This is a genomic window from Bacteroides sp. Marseille-P3684 (genome assembly GCF_900291465.1).
Taxonomy (GTDB): Bacteria; Bacteroidota; Bacteroidia; order Bacteroidales; family Bacteroidaceae; genus Phocaeicola_A.
In genome coordinates this window covers 2,017,552-2,034,914 of sequence record NZ_LT985808.1, presented here as the reverse complement: position 1 = coordinate 2,034,914, position 17,363 = coordinate 2,017,552, and the positions used below count along the sequence as shown (strand labels likewise).

At 52.8% G+C, this 17,363-nt stretch carries 15 protein-coding genes; all 15 read left to right on the top strand.

Annotated elements, in window-relative coordinates; all coding sequences use genetic code 11:
* The first annotated feature begins 41 nt into the window (after positions 1-41).
* Positions 42-1,742: a phosphomethylpyrimidine synthase ThiC gene (thiC, locus tag C8275_RS07885; RefSeq protein ID WP_106484731.1), complete on the top strand. Its 1,701-nt coding sequence runs from the start codon at positions 42-44 to the stop codon at positions 1,740-1,742.
* A gap of 37 nt (positions 1,743-1,779) precedes the next feature.
* Positions 1,780-2,913, top strand: coding sequence for a 2-iminoacetate synthase ThiH (thiH, locus tag C8275_RS07880; protein ID WP_022386078.1), 1,134 nt, complete (start codon positions 1,780-1,782; stop codon positions 2,911-2,913).
* Positions 2,914-3,055: 142 nt separating this feature from the next.
* Entirely contained in the window at positions 3,056-3,751 is a 696-nt protein-coding gene (locus tag C8275_RS07875; RefSeq protein ID WP_106484730.1) for a HesA/MoeB/ThiF family protein, read from the top strand.
* A 53-nt stretch (positions 3,752-3,804) separates the two neighbouring features.
* On the top strand, positions 3,805-4,413 hold the full coding sequence (locus C8275_RS07870) for a thiamine phosphate synthase (RefSeq protein ID WP_022386076.1): 609 nt from the start codon (positions 3,805-3,807) through the stop codon (positions 4,411-4,413).
* 165 nt (positions 4,414-4,578) lie between these two features.
* Complete coding sequence (locus tag C8275_RS07865) at positions 4,579-5,520, top strand: ribose-phosphate pyrophosphokinase (RefSeq protein ID WP_199881906.1); 942 nt, start codon at positions 4,579-4,581, stop codon at positions 5,518-5,520.
* 166 nt (positions 5,521-5,686) lie between these two features.
* A complete protein-coding gene (locus tag C8275_RS07860; RefSeq protein ID WP_106484728.1) occupies positions 5,687-6,811 on the top strand; it encodes a TlpA disulfide reductase family protein in 1,125 nt (374 codons plus the stop codon).
* A gap of 441 nt (positions 6,812-7,252) precedes the next feature.
* Positions 7,253-8,083 (top strand): peptidylprolyl isomerase, encoded by an 831-nt coding sequence (locus C8275_RS07855; RefSeq protein ID WP_106484727.1) that lies wholly within the window; start codon positions 7,253-7,255, stop codon positions 8,081-8,083.
* Between the two features lie 6 nt (positions 8,084-8,089).
* Positions 8,090-9,331: a pitrilysin family protein gene (locus C8275_RS07850; RefSeq protein WP_106484726.1), complete on the top strand. Its 1,242-nt coding sequence runs from the start codon at positions 8,090-8,092 to the stop codon at positions 9,329-9,331.
* A complete protein-coding gene (locus tag C8275_RS07845) occupies positions 9,328-10,680 on the top strand; it encodes an MATE family efflux transporter (RefSeq protein ID WP_106484725.1) in 1,353 nt (450 codons plus the stop codon). The genes C8275_RS07850 and C8275_RS07845 overlap by 4 nt, the downstream gene beginning before the upstream one ends.
* Entirely contained in the window at positions 10,664-13,186 is a 2,523-nt protein-coding gene (locus C8275_RS07840; protein WP_106484724.1) for an ATP-binding protein, read from the top strand. Before C8275_RS07845 ends, C8275_RS07840 begins: the two co-directional genes overlap by 17 nt.
* 37 nt (positions 13,187-13,223) lie before the next feature.
* On the top strand, positions 13,224-14,588 hold the full coding sequence (locus tag C8275_RS07835; protein WP_106484723.1) for a sigma-54 dependent transcriptional regulator: 1,365 nt from the start codon (positions 13,224-13,226) through the stop codon (positions 14,586-14,588).
* 239 nt (positions 14,589-14,827) lie between these two features.
* Positions 14,828-15,226, top strand: a complete 399-nt coding sequence (locus tag C8275_RS07830) for an FKBP-type peptidyl-prolyl cis-trans isomerase (protein WP_022386067.1) — start codon at positions 14,828-14,830, stop codon at positions 15,224-15,226.
* Positions 15,223-15,495, top strand: a complete 273-nt coding sequence (locus C8275_RS07825) for a DUF1294 domain-containing protein (RefSeq protein WP_199881904.1) — start codon at positions 15,223-15,225, stop codon at positions 15,493-15,495. The genes C8275_RS07830 and C8275_RS07825 overlap by 4 nt, the downstream gene beginning before the upstream one ends.
* Before the next feature lie 44 nt (positions 15,496-15,539).
* Positions 15,540-15,836 carry a hypothetical protein gene (locus tag C8275_RS07820; RefSeq protein ID WP_106484722.1) on the top strand — a complete coding sequence of 99 codons (297 nt, stop codon included), beginning with the start codon at positions 15,540-15,542 and terminating at the stop codon, positions 15,834-15,836.
* An 83-nt stretch (positions 15,837-15,919) separates the two neighbouring features.
* Entirely contained in the window at positions 15,920-17,353 is a 1,434-nt protein-coding gene (locus tag C8275_RS07815; protein WP_106484721.1) for a glycoside hydrolase family 28 protein, read from the top strand.
* Positions 17,354-17,363 lie beyond the last annotated feature (10 nt).

Sequence of the window (17,363 nt, the reverse complement as noted above, 5' to 3'; positions counted from 1 at the left end):
AATAGGAACTACTTATACACCTTATATAAATAGACACTATCATGGAAAAGAAGACAGAAAACAAAGCATACGCACATGCAGAGAAAGCCTATATGCAAGGGACCATGTATCCTTTCGTCCGTGTAGGCATGCAGAAGGTGAACCTCACGCCGACCGTAGAAGTTGTCAACGGCGAACGTATCGTCACCCCTAATGCACCGGTGTACGTTTATGACACCAGCGGCCCCTTCAGCGACCCCAATGTGGAAATCGACCTGAAGAAAGGCCTTCCCCGTATGCGTGAAAGCTGGATTACCGGACGCGGCGATGTCGAGCAGCTCGACTCCATCACGTCCGAGTACGGGAAGATGCGCCGGGACGACCACAGCCTCGACCACCTGCGCTTCGAACACATCGCCCTGCCCTACCGCGCCAAAGAAGGCAAGTGCTGCACGCAGATGTATTACGCCAAACAAGGCATCATCACCCCGGAAATGGAGTACGTCGCCATCCGCGAGAACATGAACTGCAAGGAGCTGGGCATCGACACCTACATCACACCGGAATTCGTCCGTCAGGAGATTGCCGCCGGACGTGCCGTACTGCCTGCCAACATCAACCACCCGGAAAGTGAACCGATGATTATCGGCCGCAAGTTCCTCGTGAAAATCAATACCAACATCGGCAACTCCGCCACCACTTCGAGCATCGACGAGGAAGTCGACAAGGCTGTCTGGAGCTGCAAGTGGGGAGGCGACACCCTGATGGACCTCTCCACGGGAGCCAACATCCACGAGACACGCGAATGGATTATACGCAACTGCCCCGTCCCGGTAGGCACCGTGCCCATCTACCAGGCATTGGAGAAGGTAGACGGCAAGGTGGAAGACCTGACGTGGGAGATTTACCGCGACACACTCATCGAGCAGTGCGAGCAGGGAGTGGACTACTTCACCATCCACGCCGGCATCCGCCTGAAGAATGTACACCTGGCAGACAAGCGCCTGTGCGGTATCGTCAGCCGTGGCGGCAGTATCATGAGCAAGTGGTGCACGACACACAACCGCGAGAGCTTCCTTTACGAACACTTCGACGACATCTGCGACATCCTCGCCCGCTACGACGTAGCCATCTCCCTGGGCGACGGTCTGCGTCCCGGCTCCATCGCCGACGCCAACGATGAGGCACAGTTTGCCGAGCTCGACACCATGGGCGAACTGGTTACCCGTGCCTGGGACAAGAACGTACAGGCATTTATCGAGGGTCCCGGCCACGTGCCCTTGCACAAGATTCAGGAGAACATGGAGCGTCAGATCACCCATTGCCACAACGCACCGTTCTACACCCTCGGCCCGCTTGTGACCGACATCGCTCCGGGATACGACCACATCACGTCCGCCATCGGAGCTGCCCAAATCGGCTGGCTGGGTACTGCGATGCTCTGCTACGTGACTCCGAAGGAACACCTGGGACTCCCCAACCGCGAAGACGTACGTACCGGAGTAATCACCTACAAGATTGCTGCCCATGCCGCAGACCTTGCCAAGGGACATCCCGGCGCACAGATACGGGACAACGCCTTGTCGAAGGCACGGTATGAGTTCCGCTGGCGCGACCAGTTCCACCTGAGCCTTGACCCCGACCGTGCCTTGGAATACTTCAACGCAGGCGGTCATGCCGACGGAGAATACTGCACCATGTGCGGTCCGAACTTCTGTGCCATGAAGCTCAGCCGCGACCTGAAAGGTGTCAAGAAAGAATGAGTAACCGACTATAACAATCAATAGAAAAGCAAGAATCATGTTTAGTGATGAACTGGAAAAGATTTCGTGGGATGAGACCACGAAGAAAATCCTTTCAAAGACTGACGCCGACGTACGCCGAGCCTTGAGTAAAGAACACTGTGACGTGGAAGACTTCATGGCTCTGATTTCGCCGGCGGCAGAACCCTATCTGGAGACCATGGCCCGCCTGAGCCAGAAATATACCTTGGAGCGCTTCGGCAAGACCATCTCGATGTTCGTACCGCTCTACATCACCAACTCGTGCACCAACTCGTGCATCTATTGCGGCTTCCATGCCAGCAACCCGATGAAGCGTACCATCCTCACCGAGGAGGAGATGGTCAACGAATACAAGGCCATCAAGAAGCTTGCCCCCTTCGAGAACCTGCTGATCGTGACCGGAGAGAATCCAGCCAAGGCAGGTGTACCCTACATTGCCCGTGCGCTCGACCTGGCAAAGCCCTACTTCAGTAACCTGAAGATTGAGGTGATGCCGCTGAGCGCCGAGGAGTATGAGGAGCTGACCCATCACGGACTGAACGGGGTCATCTGCTTCCAGGAGACGTACAACAAGGCAAACTACAAGATTTACCATCCCCGTGGCATGAAATCCAACTTCGAATGGCGTGTAAACGGCTTTGACCGCATGGGACAGGCAGGAGTGCACTCCATCGGCATGGGCGTCCTTATCGGTCTGGAAGACTGGCGCACCGACGTCACCATGATGGCCTATCACCTGCGCTACCTGCAGAAGCATTACTGGAAAACCAAGTACAGTGTCAACTTCCCGCGTATGCGTCCTTCGGAAAATGGAGGCTTCCAACCCAACGTCATCATGAGCGACCGCGAACTGGCACAGCTGACTTTTGCCATGCGCATCTTTGACCACGACGTGGATATCTCCTATTCCACTCGCGAGAGCGCAGAGTTCCGTGACCACATGGCTACGCTGGGCGTGACCACCATGAGCGCCGAGAGCAAGACGGAACCGGGCGGATACTACAGCTACCCGCAGACCTTGGAACAGTTCCACGTCAGCGACGAGCGTAAGGCTGTCGAAGTATGGAAGGCACTCCAACGTCTGGGACGCGAACCGGTCTGGAAAGATTGGGACGCCAGCTTTGATGCGACAAGAGCTGCCGGAAGATAATTCCTTGCAATACCCCTGACACCGATGGCACGGACGAACGGAAGCTTCCCCTCCCCGGAAAGCATGAAACCGTCCGTGCCATCCTGTCATTGGACAATCCCCCCGTTTATACTTATTCACCCACCTTATATATATACTCAACATGGACCGATATAACCGACAAACCATGCTCCCCGAAATCGGAGCCGCAGGACAAGAGAAAATCCGCCGTGCCAAAGTGCTGCTCGTCGGAGTAGGCGGACTGGGCTCTCCCATCGCCCTCTATCTTACCGGCGCCGGCATCGGTACACTGGGACTGGTCGATGACGACGTGGTCGACCACAGCAACCTGCAACGACAAGTACTCTATGCCGAAGACGAACTGGGACTATCAAAAGCCGAACAAGCCCGGCAACGCCTGGAGCGGCTCAACAGCGAAGTCCATATCCAGACCTATCCTTACCGACTCACAGCCGAAAATGCGGACAGCCTCATCGCTCCCTATGACCTGGTCATCGACGGATGCGACAACTTTGCCACCCGCTATCTCATCAACGACGCCTGTGTCCGGCTGGGGAAAATCTATGTCTATGGCAGCATCCGCGCCTTCGACGGACAAGTCGCCGTCTTCAACCATCCGGAGCATCCGGTCAACTACCGGACCCTCTATCCCGATGAAGAAGAGATGCTCTCCATGCCCGCTCCACCCAAGGGAGTCATGGGCGTTACCCCCGGCGTAGTAGGCTGCGTAGAGGCATGCGAGGCCCTCAAAGTCATCACGGGATTCGGCGAGCCCCTCATCGGCAAACTGTGGACGATTGATTTAAGAACGATGCAATCAAACATTATTTTGCTCTAAACTGTTCGCACTTAGAACAGATGTTACTACTTTTGCGGAAAATTGGAACCAGAATGAAACTTATAGTCATAACTACCCCGACATTCTTCACCGAGGAAGACCAGATCATCACCGCCCTGTTTGAAGAAGGCCTGGACTACCTGCACCTGCGCAAACCGGGAACAGAGCCTATCTATGCAGAGCGTCTGCTGACACTCATCCCCGAACAATACCACAAACGTATTGTCGTCCATGACCATTTCTACCTGACGGAAGAATTCAACCTATTGGGTATCCACCTGAACCACCGTAATCCGGAAATACCGGCTTCCTATAAAGGACACATCAGCTGTTCATGCCATTCCATCGACGACGTAAAACGCCGCAAGGTCCTCTGTGACTATGTCTTTCTCAGTCCGATTTTCGACAGCATTTCCAAGAACAACTACAGCTCGGCCTATTCCGGCTCACAACTCATGCAAGCATCCAAAACCGGAATCATAGACCGCAAGGTGATTGCCTTGGGCGGCATCCAGTCCAACAACATACGCCACGTCAAGGAGCTGGGATTCGGAGGTGCAGCCGTATTGGGAGACATCTGGAACCGCTTCGACTCATTCAACACCGTCAGCTATAAAAGCATCATCGACCACTTCAAGAAACTGAAAAAACTGGCGGAATAACAACAGCCAAAGGACAGCCATTCAACGGTCAATCAGCCCGGACACAGGATAACATGCCCCAAGACAAGAACCAAAAAAACTAAAGGTATTGCCCGGCAAGTAAGGAAGAATTTCATACCTTTGCAAAAAATTAAAAACGAATAGATAAACTCTATTGTAAAAATCATGAGCGAAAAAGCACCTTTTATGGTATTCTCCGGTACAAATTCGAGATACCTTGCAGAAAAGATTTGCAACAGTTTAGGATGTGAACTGGGAAACATGAACATCACCCACTTTGCGGATGGTGAGTTTGCCGTTTCCTATGAGGAATCCATACGTGGCCGCCACGTATTCCTAGTGCAGTCAACGTTCCCCAACTCGGACAATCTGATGGAACTTCTCCTGATGATTGATGCTGCCAAACGAGCTTCTGCCAAAAGCATCATCGCTGTCATCCCCTACTTCGGTTGGGCCCGTCAGGACAGAAAAGACAAGCCCCGTGTATCCATCGGTGCAAAACTGGTTGCCGATCTGTTGAGCGTTGCGGGCATTGACCGTCTGATTACGATGGACTTGCATGCAGACCAGATTCAAGGCTTCTTCGATGTACCCGTAGACCACCTCTATGCTTCAACGGTCTTTGTCCCCTACATCCAGTCATTGAAGCTTGATGACCTCGTGATTGCTACTCCCGACGTCGGTGGTTCGAAGCGTGCCAGCACTTACTCCAAATACCTGGCTGTACCCTTGGTGCTTTGTCACAAGACCCGCGAAAAGGCCAATGAAGTTGCCACCATGCAAATCATCGGCGACGTACAGGACAAGAACGTCATCCTGATTGACGACATGGTCGATACCGCCGGAACCATTACCAAGGCTGCCGACATCATGCGTGAAGCCGGAGCCCGTTCCGTACGTGCCATCGCCACCCACTGCGTCATGTCAGGTCCGGCATCCGAACGCGTGCAAAACTCCATGCTGGAGGAGTTGGTATTTACTGACAGTATCCCCTACTCCAACCGCTGTGCCAAGGTGCGTCAGTTGTCCATTGCCGACATGTTTGCCGAAACGATACGTCGCGTGATGGCCAACGAATCCATCAGCTCGCAATACATTATGCCGTAACACTTTGTACGGAAAATTCCAATTAATACAAGCGTTGCCCTTTCTTCAAAAGTATGAATGGGCAACGTTTTTGATTTAATATTACCAAAATATTACATAAGATTCTTTTGCAGATAGAAAAGAATATCTACCTTTATCGCATCTCTTAAAAAACAAATCATTTAATATGAAAAAACTTACTTATTTATTAGCTAGCGCAGCTATCCTCGCTGCCTGTCAATCTCAGCCGAGCGGTTATAAAATTACAGGTACGATTGACGAAGGAGCTTCCATCAAAGACAGTACTCTGGCCATCCTCTTCAAACAAGAAGGCAGAAACATGGTTTACATGGATACCGTGGAGGTACAAAACAAACAGTTCGTCTTTGAAGGGAAAGCTGACTCTACTGAAATCCTCAACATCGGTTTCTTCAATAAAGGCGAAGAGAGACCTTACAATGGTGTAACTTTCGTTCTTGAGAACGGTAACATCAATATCAAATGTACAGCAGACGGTGACCTCATCAGCGGTACAACCCACAACGACCTGCTAGGCGACTTCATGCACAAGAACGACAGCATCAGCGCTCCTGCCAAAGCTGCCTACATGGCTCTCCAGGACACCACATTGAGCGAAGAAGACCGCAACGCCAAGATGGCTGAGTTCATGGAACTCCGCAGAAAGATTGGCGAAGAGACTTCCAACCTCTACAAGTCATTCATCCAGACGAACATCACAAACATCCTGGGTTATACCTTCTTCACTCAGGCATATTCTGAATTCACAACGGAAGAGCAAGAAGCTCTCATCGGTCAGCTTCCTGCCAACTATGCCAACACAGAAGCTATCCAGAATATCAAGAGCATAATTGAAGCCGAGAAGAAGACTGCTGTCGGACAGAAGTTCATCGACTTCTCCATGAAGACCCCTGACGGAAAAGACCTCAAGCTGTCTGATGTCGTAGCCAAGAACAAAGTGACTTTGGTTGACTTCTGGGCAAGCTGGTGTGGTCCCTGCCGCGCCGAAATGCCGAACGTGGTAAATGACTACAAGAACTTCAAGAGCAAAGGTTTTGGCATCGTAGGTGTTTCCTTGGACAATGATGCAGAGGCTTGGAAAAAGGCTATCAAAGAACTGGGCATCACTTGGGAACAAATGTCTGACTTGAAAGGCTGGCAATGTGAAGGCGCCAAACTGTACAACGTTCGCGCTATCCCCGCTACCGTCCTGATTGGTCAAGACGGCACGATTCTGGCAAAGAACCTTCGTGGTGAAGATTTGACCAATAAGTTGAGTGAACTGCTGAAATAAGCTTTACCCAACAAATTTCCTATAAGTAAAGAGGGTGTCGGTCCGTCCGGCATCCTCTTTTTTTCTTTGCATCAAGTTATAAAGACATTTGGGTTTAAAGTTCCACGCTTTGGAACTGAGAGTCCCAGGCTTTGGAACTGAGAGTCCCATGCCGTGGAACCGGGAGTCCCATGCCGTGGTCATCGGATTACCTTGCCCGAAGAGGAAAATCGGGATGAGCTAGAATTCTTTTTTTATTCCTGTATCCGCCTCCACGCCCTCCAGTATCGCGGCCGCCCAGACCTTCACCTGATTGGGGGCAATGTGAAATGTAGGGGCGACCGGTCTGGTCGCCCGGTCCAACAAAAGTATTCTCCACATTTTTTACAGCCCTTGCAACTCACAGAGCATAAATACGAGATTAATCATGTATCTTTGCGAAGCCTAAAAGAAGGAATCAGTATGAAAAAAACATTTATAAGCATCTTTTGCATCTTGACACTCTGCAGCTTTATTGCCTGCGGAAATAAAAACAAAAAGAATATGGAAGGAACTGTACTTTTATTAGAGACCAGTATGGGGGACATCCGCCTGCGTCTGTTCGACGATACCCCCAAACATCGTGATAACATCGTGAAACTTGCCAAAGAAGGATTCTATGACGGCACCCTCTTTCATCGCGTCATCAAAGACTTTATGGTACAAGCCGGAGACCCCAAATCAAAGAATGCGTCAGATACTGCCACTCTGGGGTCCGGTGATACGGGATACACCATCCCTGCCGAGTTCGTCTATCCGAAATACTTCCACCGCCGCGGAGTACTCGCTGCTGCACGCATGGGAGACGACGTCAATCCGAAACAAGAATCTTCAGGTTGCCAGTTCTATATCGTCACCGGAAAGAAATTTTCAGAAGCGGAACTGGACGGACTGGAAACCCAACTGAACCAGCAGAAACTGCAAGCGACCTTCGACCGCCTGGCACGCCAACACATGAAAGAGATTTTCATGATGCGCAAGGCGAATGATACCATCGGACTGAAGAAACTGGAAGATGAAGTGTTTGAACAGGCTAAAGCAGAAGTCCTGGCACACATGTTCCGCTTCACGGATGAACAGAAGAAAGCCTATACGACCGTAGGAGGAGCGCCTCATCTGGACGGACAATACACGGTGTTCGGCGAAGTCATCGAAGGTATGGACGTAGTCGATGCCATCCAGAACGTGAAAACAGGACGAGCTGACCGTCCGGTAGAAAATGTCATTATCAAAAAAGTAACCGTAGGAGAGTAACCGGAAGTGATTGCTATCAATAAATACACTTTACCCAATGGATTGACTGTCGTGCATAGCGAGGATAAAAGCACGCAAATGGCTGCACTCAATCTCCTCTACAAGGTGGGTGCCCGTGATGAAGCTCCGGACCACACGGGCTTTGCCCATCTGTTTGAACACCTGATGTTCGGCGGGTCCGTCCACATTCCCAACTATGACACTCCCCTGCAAAATGCAGGCGGAGAGAACAATGCGTGGACGAACAACGACATCACGAACTATTACCTGACCCTCCCGGCACACAACATCGAGGTTGCCTTCTGGCTGGAGTCCGACCGCATGCTCAGCCTGGACTTCAACCCGAGAAGTCTGGAGGTACAGCGGCAAGTCGTCATCGAAGAGTTCAAACAGCGGAACCTGAACCAGCCCTACGGAGACACCTCCCACCTCGTACGCAGCCTTGCCTACAAGGTCCACCCGTATCAATGGCCGACCATCGGAAAAGACATCAGCCACATCGCCGGGGCTACGCTGGAAGAGGTGAAAGACTTTTTCTTCCACTACTACGCACCCAACAATGCGATACTCGCTGTCACCGGCAATGTTTCGTTTGACGAGACGTTACAGTTGGCTGAAAAGTGGTTCGGACCGATTCCGGCACGGCAGGTCCCCGCACGCAACCTGCCGCAGGAACCCCGTCAGACGGAAGCGCGAAGACTGGAAATGACACGTCCCGTCCCTGTCGACGCCCTCTATCTGTGTTTCCACATGTGCGACCGCCTGCATCCGGACTATTACGCCTTTGACATGTTGTCCGACATCCTGTCGAACGGCAAATCGAGCCGCCTCATCCGTCGGCTGGTCGTCGAACGGCGCATCTGCTCCAGCATCGATGCATACATCTCGGGCAGCCTGGATGCCGGACTCTTCCACATCATCGGGAAGCCTGCCCCGGGCTACACCCTTCAGGATGTGGAAAGGGCCGTCTGGGAGGAACTGGAAGAAATCAAGCGTACGCCGACTGACCAGCATGAACTGGACAAAGTGAAGAACCGCTATGAAGCGGAACAAATCTTCGGCAACATCAACTACCTGAACGTGGCAACGAATCTTGCCTATTTCGAGATGCTCAGCCGCGCGGAAGACCTCAACGATGAGGTGCGCAAGTATCGCAATGTGACAGCCCAGCAACTGCAACGGGTCGCACAGGAAACATTCATTCCCGAAAACAGTTGCACGCTCTATTATAACGCAGAAGCCAAATGAACCAACCCATCAGCTACAAACGACACTACAAAGAACTTATCTATCTCGGGGTCCCCATCATGGTCGGACAGTTGGGCACCATCATCCTGGGATTCGCCGACACCATGATGATCGGGCACCACAGTGCTGCGGAACTTTCGGCAGCCGGCTTTGTGAATACGCTGTTCAACCTCGCCATCATTTTCGGATTGGGTTTCTCCTACGGACTCACGCCCATCGTCGGAGCGCTCTACGGTCGTGGCGAAGAGGAAGAGGCGGGAGGCAAACTGAAAAACAGCCTGCTCGCCAATCTGCTGATAGCCGTATTCCTGTGCATCGTCATGGGAATCCTTTATCTCAACCTCGACAAGTTGGGACAGCCGGAAGAACTGTTGCCTTTCATCAAGCCCTATTACCTGATTCTCTGGGCTTCGCTTCCCCTCATCATGCTTTTCAATGCCTTCAAGCAATTTGCCGACGGAATCACCGACACACAGACTCCCATGTGGATTCTCTTGGGAGGCAATGTGCTCAACATCGTCGGGAACTACCTGCTCATCTATGGTACGTTCGGATTCCCGGAACTGGGATTGCTCGGTGGCGGACTCTCCACGCTCTTTGCACGTCTGATGATGCTGGTCGTATTTATCGGAATCTTCTTTTTATCACCCAGATACAAGACCTTCCTGAGAGGATTCCGACGCTCGTATGCCAACCGGGCAGACTTCAGGCAGCTCAACAAACTGGGCTGGCCCATTGCCCTACAGATGGGCATGGAGACCGCCTCGTTCAGCCTGTGCGCCATCATGCTGGGATGGCTGGGCGAGACTCCTCTGGCAGCCCACCAGATCATGAATACCATCACCACCCTGTGCTTTATGATTTATTACGGCATGGGGGCAGCCATCGCCGTCCGTGTGAGCTACTTCCGCGGACAGGAAGACATGCCCAACCTGCGACGTTCGGCATACGCCGGCTTCCACCTCATTCTGGTGTGGGGACTGTTCCTGTGCACCATTGTTTTCTGCATCCGCCATCAGCTGGGCAGCTGGTATACGGACAGCGAGGAAGTCAGACAGCTGGTTGCCGTCCTGGTCATCCCCATGCTCGCCTATCAGTTTGGCGACGGTCTGCAAATTGCCTTTGCCAACGCCCTTCGTGGACTGGCGGACGTCAAACCCATGATGTACATCGCCTTTGTCGCCTACATCATCCTCTCGTTGCCGACAAGCTACATCTTCGGATTCCTCCTGGACTGGGGCACAGTCGGAATATGGATGGGCTTCCCGGTCGGTCTGACCAGTGCCGGCATTGCCTTCTACCTCCGCTTCCGTCAGCAAACACGAACCAACCATGTCCACCAACTATAAAGCGACGCAACTGAAGGTCATCATCGGCTATGTCCTGCTCATCCTGCTGCTGGTCTACTCGGTCAACTACATTTATCAGAAGATGAACATACTGACTGAAAGCGAGACCTATGAAGACAAGCTGAACGAACAGCGCCGCATCACCTATCGGGTACTGAGCCAGCTCTACCAGGCGGAAGTCATCGGTCAGTCGGTCAGTGCCGGACAGCAAAGCGAGTTCCGCCGCTACCAGTGTGCACTGGACAGTTCACGCCAAGCCATCGAGGACCTTCAGGCTATCCAGAACGACGAGATACAGGCAAACCGACTGGACACGATTGTATTCCTGCTGAAGCGCAAGGAATGGAACATGTACAACCTGCTGCAGGCAATGAACGAAGCCAACACCGGTCAAATCTACCAGCAGAAGATCGAGCGTATCATCCAGCGACAGGACACCCTGACTGTCCCCCGCCCCAAGAAAATACAGCAGAAGGTCGTCGTCCGCGAGAAGTCCTACGTGGTCAAGCAGAAACGTCCGGGCTTCTTCAAGCGGCTGGCGGAAGTCTTCGTGCCTCCCAAGGAAGACTCCACACTGGTCACCAACACACAACGCGAACTGGTGACCGACACACTGGTCAATGCCTATAATCCTGCCGACACCGTAGCCACCATCCTGCGGACCATCCAGACCCAGGTGAGCGACAGCATCCTGCACGTACAAGGCAACGTCCAGGAAAAGATAAACAGCTTCAAACGGACCGGATGGGACTTGAGCCTACGCATGAACCAGATTCTGCAGGCCTTCGAACAGGAAGAACAGGCACTCATCAACCAACGGCTGCAACTGGAACAGAACGTACGTTCCAAGTCCGTACACACCATTGCCATTGTCGCCATCATGGCCATCATCCTGGTGGTTGTCTTCCTGTTCTTCATCGAACGGGATATCCTGCGCAGCAACCATTACCGTCAGGAACTGGAAAAATCCAAACGCCGTGCAGAAGGCCTGCTGATGGCTCGCGAGAAGCTGATGCTGACCATCACACATGACATCAAGGCTCCCGTCGGCTCTATCCTGGGCTATATCGACCTGTTGACCCGTCTGCTGAAAGAGGAACGCCAACGCTTCTACTTGCAGAACATGAAAAGTTCCGCCCGTCACCTGCTTGACCTTGTCAGCTCCCTGCTCGACTACCACAAGCTGGAATCACACAAGATGGAAGTGAACCAGATTCCGTTCAACCCCTATGAATTGTTCCAGACCATCTATACCAGCTTCGAACCGCTGGCGAACAAGAAGAACCTGCAACTGCGGTTTGAAGGAGACGAGCGGCTGAACCGTTTTTACATGGGAGACCCCTTCCGCATCCGGCAGGTGGCAGACAACCTGTTGTCAAACGCCCTCAAGTTTACCCGGCAAGGCAGCATCACCCTCCACATTGAGTTGCGGGATGCCCGCTTCCACTTTTCGGTGACAGACACAGGCAGCGGCATCTCCATGGAAGAGCAGAAGCACATGTTCGAGGAGTTCACCCGACTCCAGAACGCACAAGGGCAGGAGGGCTTCGGACTCGGACTTGCCATCACCCAACGGCTGATTGTCCTGATGAACGGAGACATCCGGGTAGACAGCCATCCGGGACAAGGCAGCCGGTTCACCGTCAGCCTGCCCCTTCACCTGGCTGCGGGCGATACATCCCCGAAAGCTGCCGAAGAAAAGGTTCCGGCTGCCACCGTACGACCCAAGGTTCCCCTGCCCGACGGGCAACAGATACGCCTGCTCTTCATCGATGACGACCGCATACAGCTGGACCTGACCAGAGCCATGCTGCACCATCCCCAACTGGAAGTCCACTGCTGTGAAAGCCCCGACGTCCTGTTCCAACAGTTGGAAAAGAACACGTACGACCTGCTGTTCACCGACATCCAGATGCCGGGACTCAACGGGTTCGAACTGCTGAAAGAGCTGCGCCGGCTGCCCTGTGAACAAGCCCGGCGCATCCCGGTCATTGCCCTGACTGCCCGCAGCGAGATTGATGAACAGCAATTCATAGCCGAAGGCTTCTCGGGATGCCTGCACAAGCCTTACAGTAAGAAAGAAGTCATCCGGCTCATCGAGCAGCAGACCGGATGGACACTGGCAGCCATCTCCCTGCCCACTCCATCGGCTACCACCCTGCTCCGGACTGACGACGGTTCGTTCAACTTTGCTGCGCTGACAGCCTTCTCGGAAGACGACGCCGAAGCCTCTGACGAGATTATCCGGTCGTTCATCGAGGAAACCCGACAGAACAAGGCACGACTGGAAGAAGCAGTCAAAGCAGGCGACTGCCGGGCCATCCGGTCCATCGCCCACAAGCTGTTGCCTCTGTTTACCATGATTGAGGCCAAGGAGTGCGTGCCCATCCTGAAAGAACTGGAGAGGGAACCGTATGAAGAAGTCACCGCATCCGTCGCACAAAAAATCAACATTGTATTACTTCAAATGGAAAAAATAATTAAAGAAGCACAGCACAGACACTAGAAACACCTACCTTTGCTTACAAAAAGAACAAAGAACAATGTCAACATCCATCCTTATAGTAGAAGATGACCTTACATTCTCATTGATGCTGAAGACCTGGCTCGGCAAAAAGGGGTTTCAAGTAGACACGGTAAGCAACATCACACGTGCCCGCCGCGAACTGACCGACAACCACTATGACGTCATCCTGTCCGACCTGAGACTTCCGGATGAAGATGGCATTGCCTTACTGAACTGGATGCATAAGCAGGGCATCGGGTGTCCGCTCATCATCATGACCGGCTATGCGGACATACAGACCGCCGTACAAGCCATGAAATGTGGCGCATTCGACTACATCTCCAAACCGGTGCAACCGGATGAACTGCTGAAGAAAATCGAGGAAGCCCTGCGCAACGGCACGTCCGCCGTCAGCAGCCCTACCCCCGCACCGACAGCCAAGCCCACTTCAAACTCCATCTATACAGACCCCCAGAACTACCTGGAAGGAGAAAGTGAAGCCGCACACCAGCTCTACAATTATGTCCGCTTGGTCGCTCCGACACAGATGTCCGTGCTCATCAACGGAGCCAGCGGAACGGGCAAAGAGTACGTAGCCCATCACATCCACCAACTGAGCAAACGGGCGGACAAGCCCTTCATCGCCATCGACTGCGGTTCCATCCCCAAGGAACTGGCAGCCTCTGAGTTCTTCGGACACGTGAAAGGCTCGTTCACCGGTGCCGTGACCGACAAGACCGGAGCTTTTGTCGAAGCCAACGGCGGCACCTTGTTCCTCGACGAAATCGGTAACCTGGGCTACGACGTGCAGGTGCAGCTGCTGCGTGCGTTACAGGAGCGTCGCATCCGCCCTGTCGGGTCGACCAAAGAGATTGAAGTCGATGTACGGGTGGTCAGTGCCACCAACGAGAACCTGGAACAAGCCATCGAAAAGGGTACTTTCCGGGAAGACCTTTACCACCGTATCAATGAGTTTACCCTACGCATGCCGGCACTCAAGGACCGCCAAGAAGACATCCTACTCTTTGCCAACTTCTTCCTGGACCAAGCCAACCGGGAGCTGGACCGCCATCTCGTCGGCTTTGATGCTCCCACCATGGCTGCCTTGCAACGTTACTCGTGGCCGGGCAACCTGCGTCAGCTGCGCAACCTGGTGAAACGTGCCACCTTGCTGGCGCAGGGCGACTTCATCACACTTCGCGAAATCGGACAGGACCTGATAGAACCGGTCAGCTCACAAGCCACTCCTTCACTGGCACTGCATAACGAGGAAATGGAAAAACGGCAAATACTGGATGCACTGCGTCAGACAAACAACAACAAGAGCAAAGCCGCCATCCTGCTGGGCATTGACCGGAAAACACTCTATAACAAGCTGAAGCTATACAACCTGCAGGCATAAGAAAGATTAAACCGCCACTTAATGGGACCAAAGTATTATACTTAGGCAGGCAAAGTATAATACTTAGGGTGCCTAAGTATCATACTTTGGTCTGCATAAGCCTGCCTCCGTCCATATCTATCCCTGTCTTTGAAGAGGTCTCTTGCAACATACGTCCCATACATGTACCTTTGCCTGCGATATCACGAACCGGAGTCTTCCGACAGACTCCTAAACAGAAAGACAAACATTGACCCATCATGAGTAAAGGAGCATACGCACAGTCCAACCAAGCATGGTTGGCAACCAAAGCACAAGAAGAGGGCGTCAAAGCACTGCCCAAAGGCATCTATTATAAAGTACTGGCTGAAGGCAAGCAGGACGGACGCCACCCTTCTCCCCGCAGTATCATTACCGCACATTACACCGGAAAGACCATTGACGGCAAACAGTTTGACAGCAGCCGCGGAGGTGCGCCGCTAGCCATCCGTCTCTGCGACTTGATAGACGGATGGATTATCGCCCTGCAGCAAATGTGTGTAGGGGACAAATGGGAAGTGTATATCCCGGCGGAAATGGGGTATGGCAGATTCTCACAGCCCGGCATCCCCGGAGGGTCGACACTCATATTCGAGATTGAACTGCTGGGTATCGCATGAGCATGAGTTTCGTCTCCATCCTGCTGATTTGCCTGCTCAGCCTCAACATCCTCACCTTCATCATCTATGGCATCGACAAGTGGAAAGCACGCAAAGGACGATGGCGCATTCCTGAGTCCTCGCTGCTCCTGCTTGCAGCCTGCGGAGGAAGCATCGGTGCATGGTGCGGCATGCGGGTATGGCACCACAAGACCCTTCACAAGAAGTTCAAGTATGGCATTCCGCTCATCCTCCTCTTGCAGCTGGTCCTGACATACTGCCTTGTATGACGGTCCGACGTTTCACACACGGTTATCCATTCATCCAAACGATTATGTATCAGAAATTCATTATCAACCAAGACGGCGTGCTGAGATTCGGGCACGTCTATATGCACCGCGACCTGCTGGATTTCGATGAGACTTGCCCTTATGGCGGAGGATTCTGGAAGGCAGACGACAGCCGGGGTGCCATCTTGCTCTATGGACGTTCGTTCGACTTCGGTGCTCCTGACGTGGACCAGGTCCGCCGCATCGAATGGGCCGGCATCGGTGGCACGCCTCGTCCCCTCTTCTATCTGCCCCATTGGCCCGACGAAGACTTGCTGATTCCGGTGTACGCAAAATCCTAATTGAGAAATGGTTTTACCAAAACACATTTTGCCACCTTCTTCGAAACGTTTATATTTGCGAAGAATTCATCACAAATCATATTATGAAAAAGACAACCCTATTACTTTCCATGCTCCTGGCCGTATGCAGTGCCTTCTCTCAGACAATGGAGGAAGCATTCCAACAGGCAGAGCAAATCGTGCAGAACATCAAACGTACACAGTTCCCGGATCGCACGTTCCTTGTCACCGACTTTGGAGCCATTGCCAATAATCCTGACAAACTGAATCATGAAGCCATCAACCTGGCTATCCTCGCATGCAACCAGGCAGGTGGCGGTACCGTCATTGTCCCCAAGGGTGACTTCTACACAGGTCCCATCACGCTGAAGAGCAATGTCAATCTTCATCTGGAAGAAGGGGCAACCTTAAAGTTTACGACCGACCAGTCTTATTACTTCCCCGCCGTGATTACCCGTTGGGAAGGAGTTGACTGTTACAATGCACATCCGTTGATTTATGCATACGGCGAGACCAATATCGCCCTGACCGGCAAGGGAACAGTCGACGGACAAGGCTCCGCCGATGCCTGGTGGTACATGAAAGGCGGCCGTTTTGCCAAAGAGGGCAAGCGCACCCAGCTGATGGGCGGACGCGACCGTCTGTTCGGACTGGCGGAAACGTTTGCCCCCATTGACCGGCGCGTCATGACACCGGAAGACGCCCTTCGCCCCCAACTGGTGAACTTCTACCGCTGCAATGCCGTTCTCATCGAAGGCGTCACCTTGAAGAACTCTCCGTTCTGGGTGATTCATCCGCTGTTCTGCAACAACCTGATTGTACGCAACGTGACCATTGACGGATTGGGCCCCAACAACGACGGTTGTGACCCCGAATCCTGTCAGAACGTCTTGATTGAGGGTTGTTCGTTCAACACGGGCGACGACTGCATCGCCATCAAGTCCGGTCGCAATGCCGACGGACGTCGTTGGGCCGCTCCCAGTGAGAACATCGTGGTCCGCAACTGCAAGATGCGCAACGGTCACGGCGGTGTAGTCATCGGCAGCGAAATCTCGGGCGGTTACCGCAACCTGTATGTGGAAGACTGTGAAATGGACAGTCCGTTACTCGACCGCGTGGTACGCATCAAGACCAGCAACTGCCGCGGAGGCATCATTGAGAACATCTTCGTACGCAATATTCAAGTAGGCGTATGCAACGAAGCAGTCATGCGCATCAACCTGCAATATGAGAACAAGGAGAAGTGCGACCGCAGCTTCCCGCCCGTCGTACGGAATGTCAACCTGGAGAACATCACGTGCAACAAGAGCAAATTCGGAATCCTGATCAACGGACTGGACGAAGATGACAACATCTACAACATCAATGTCAAGGACTGCGAGTTCAACAACGTCTCCTCAAAAGGGAACAAGATGACCGGGAAATACCATGATATCCGGTTCGACAACTTGAAAATCAATGGTAAGACCGTGAAGAAAGTAAAATCGGATGCCAAAGGAGATTTTGAAGTATTCTGATAAAGCTCCT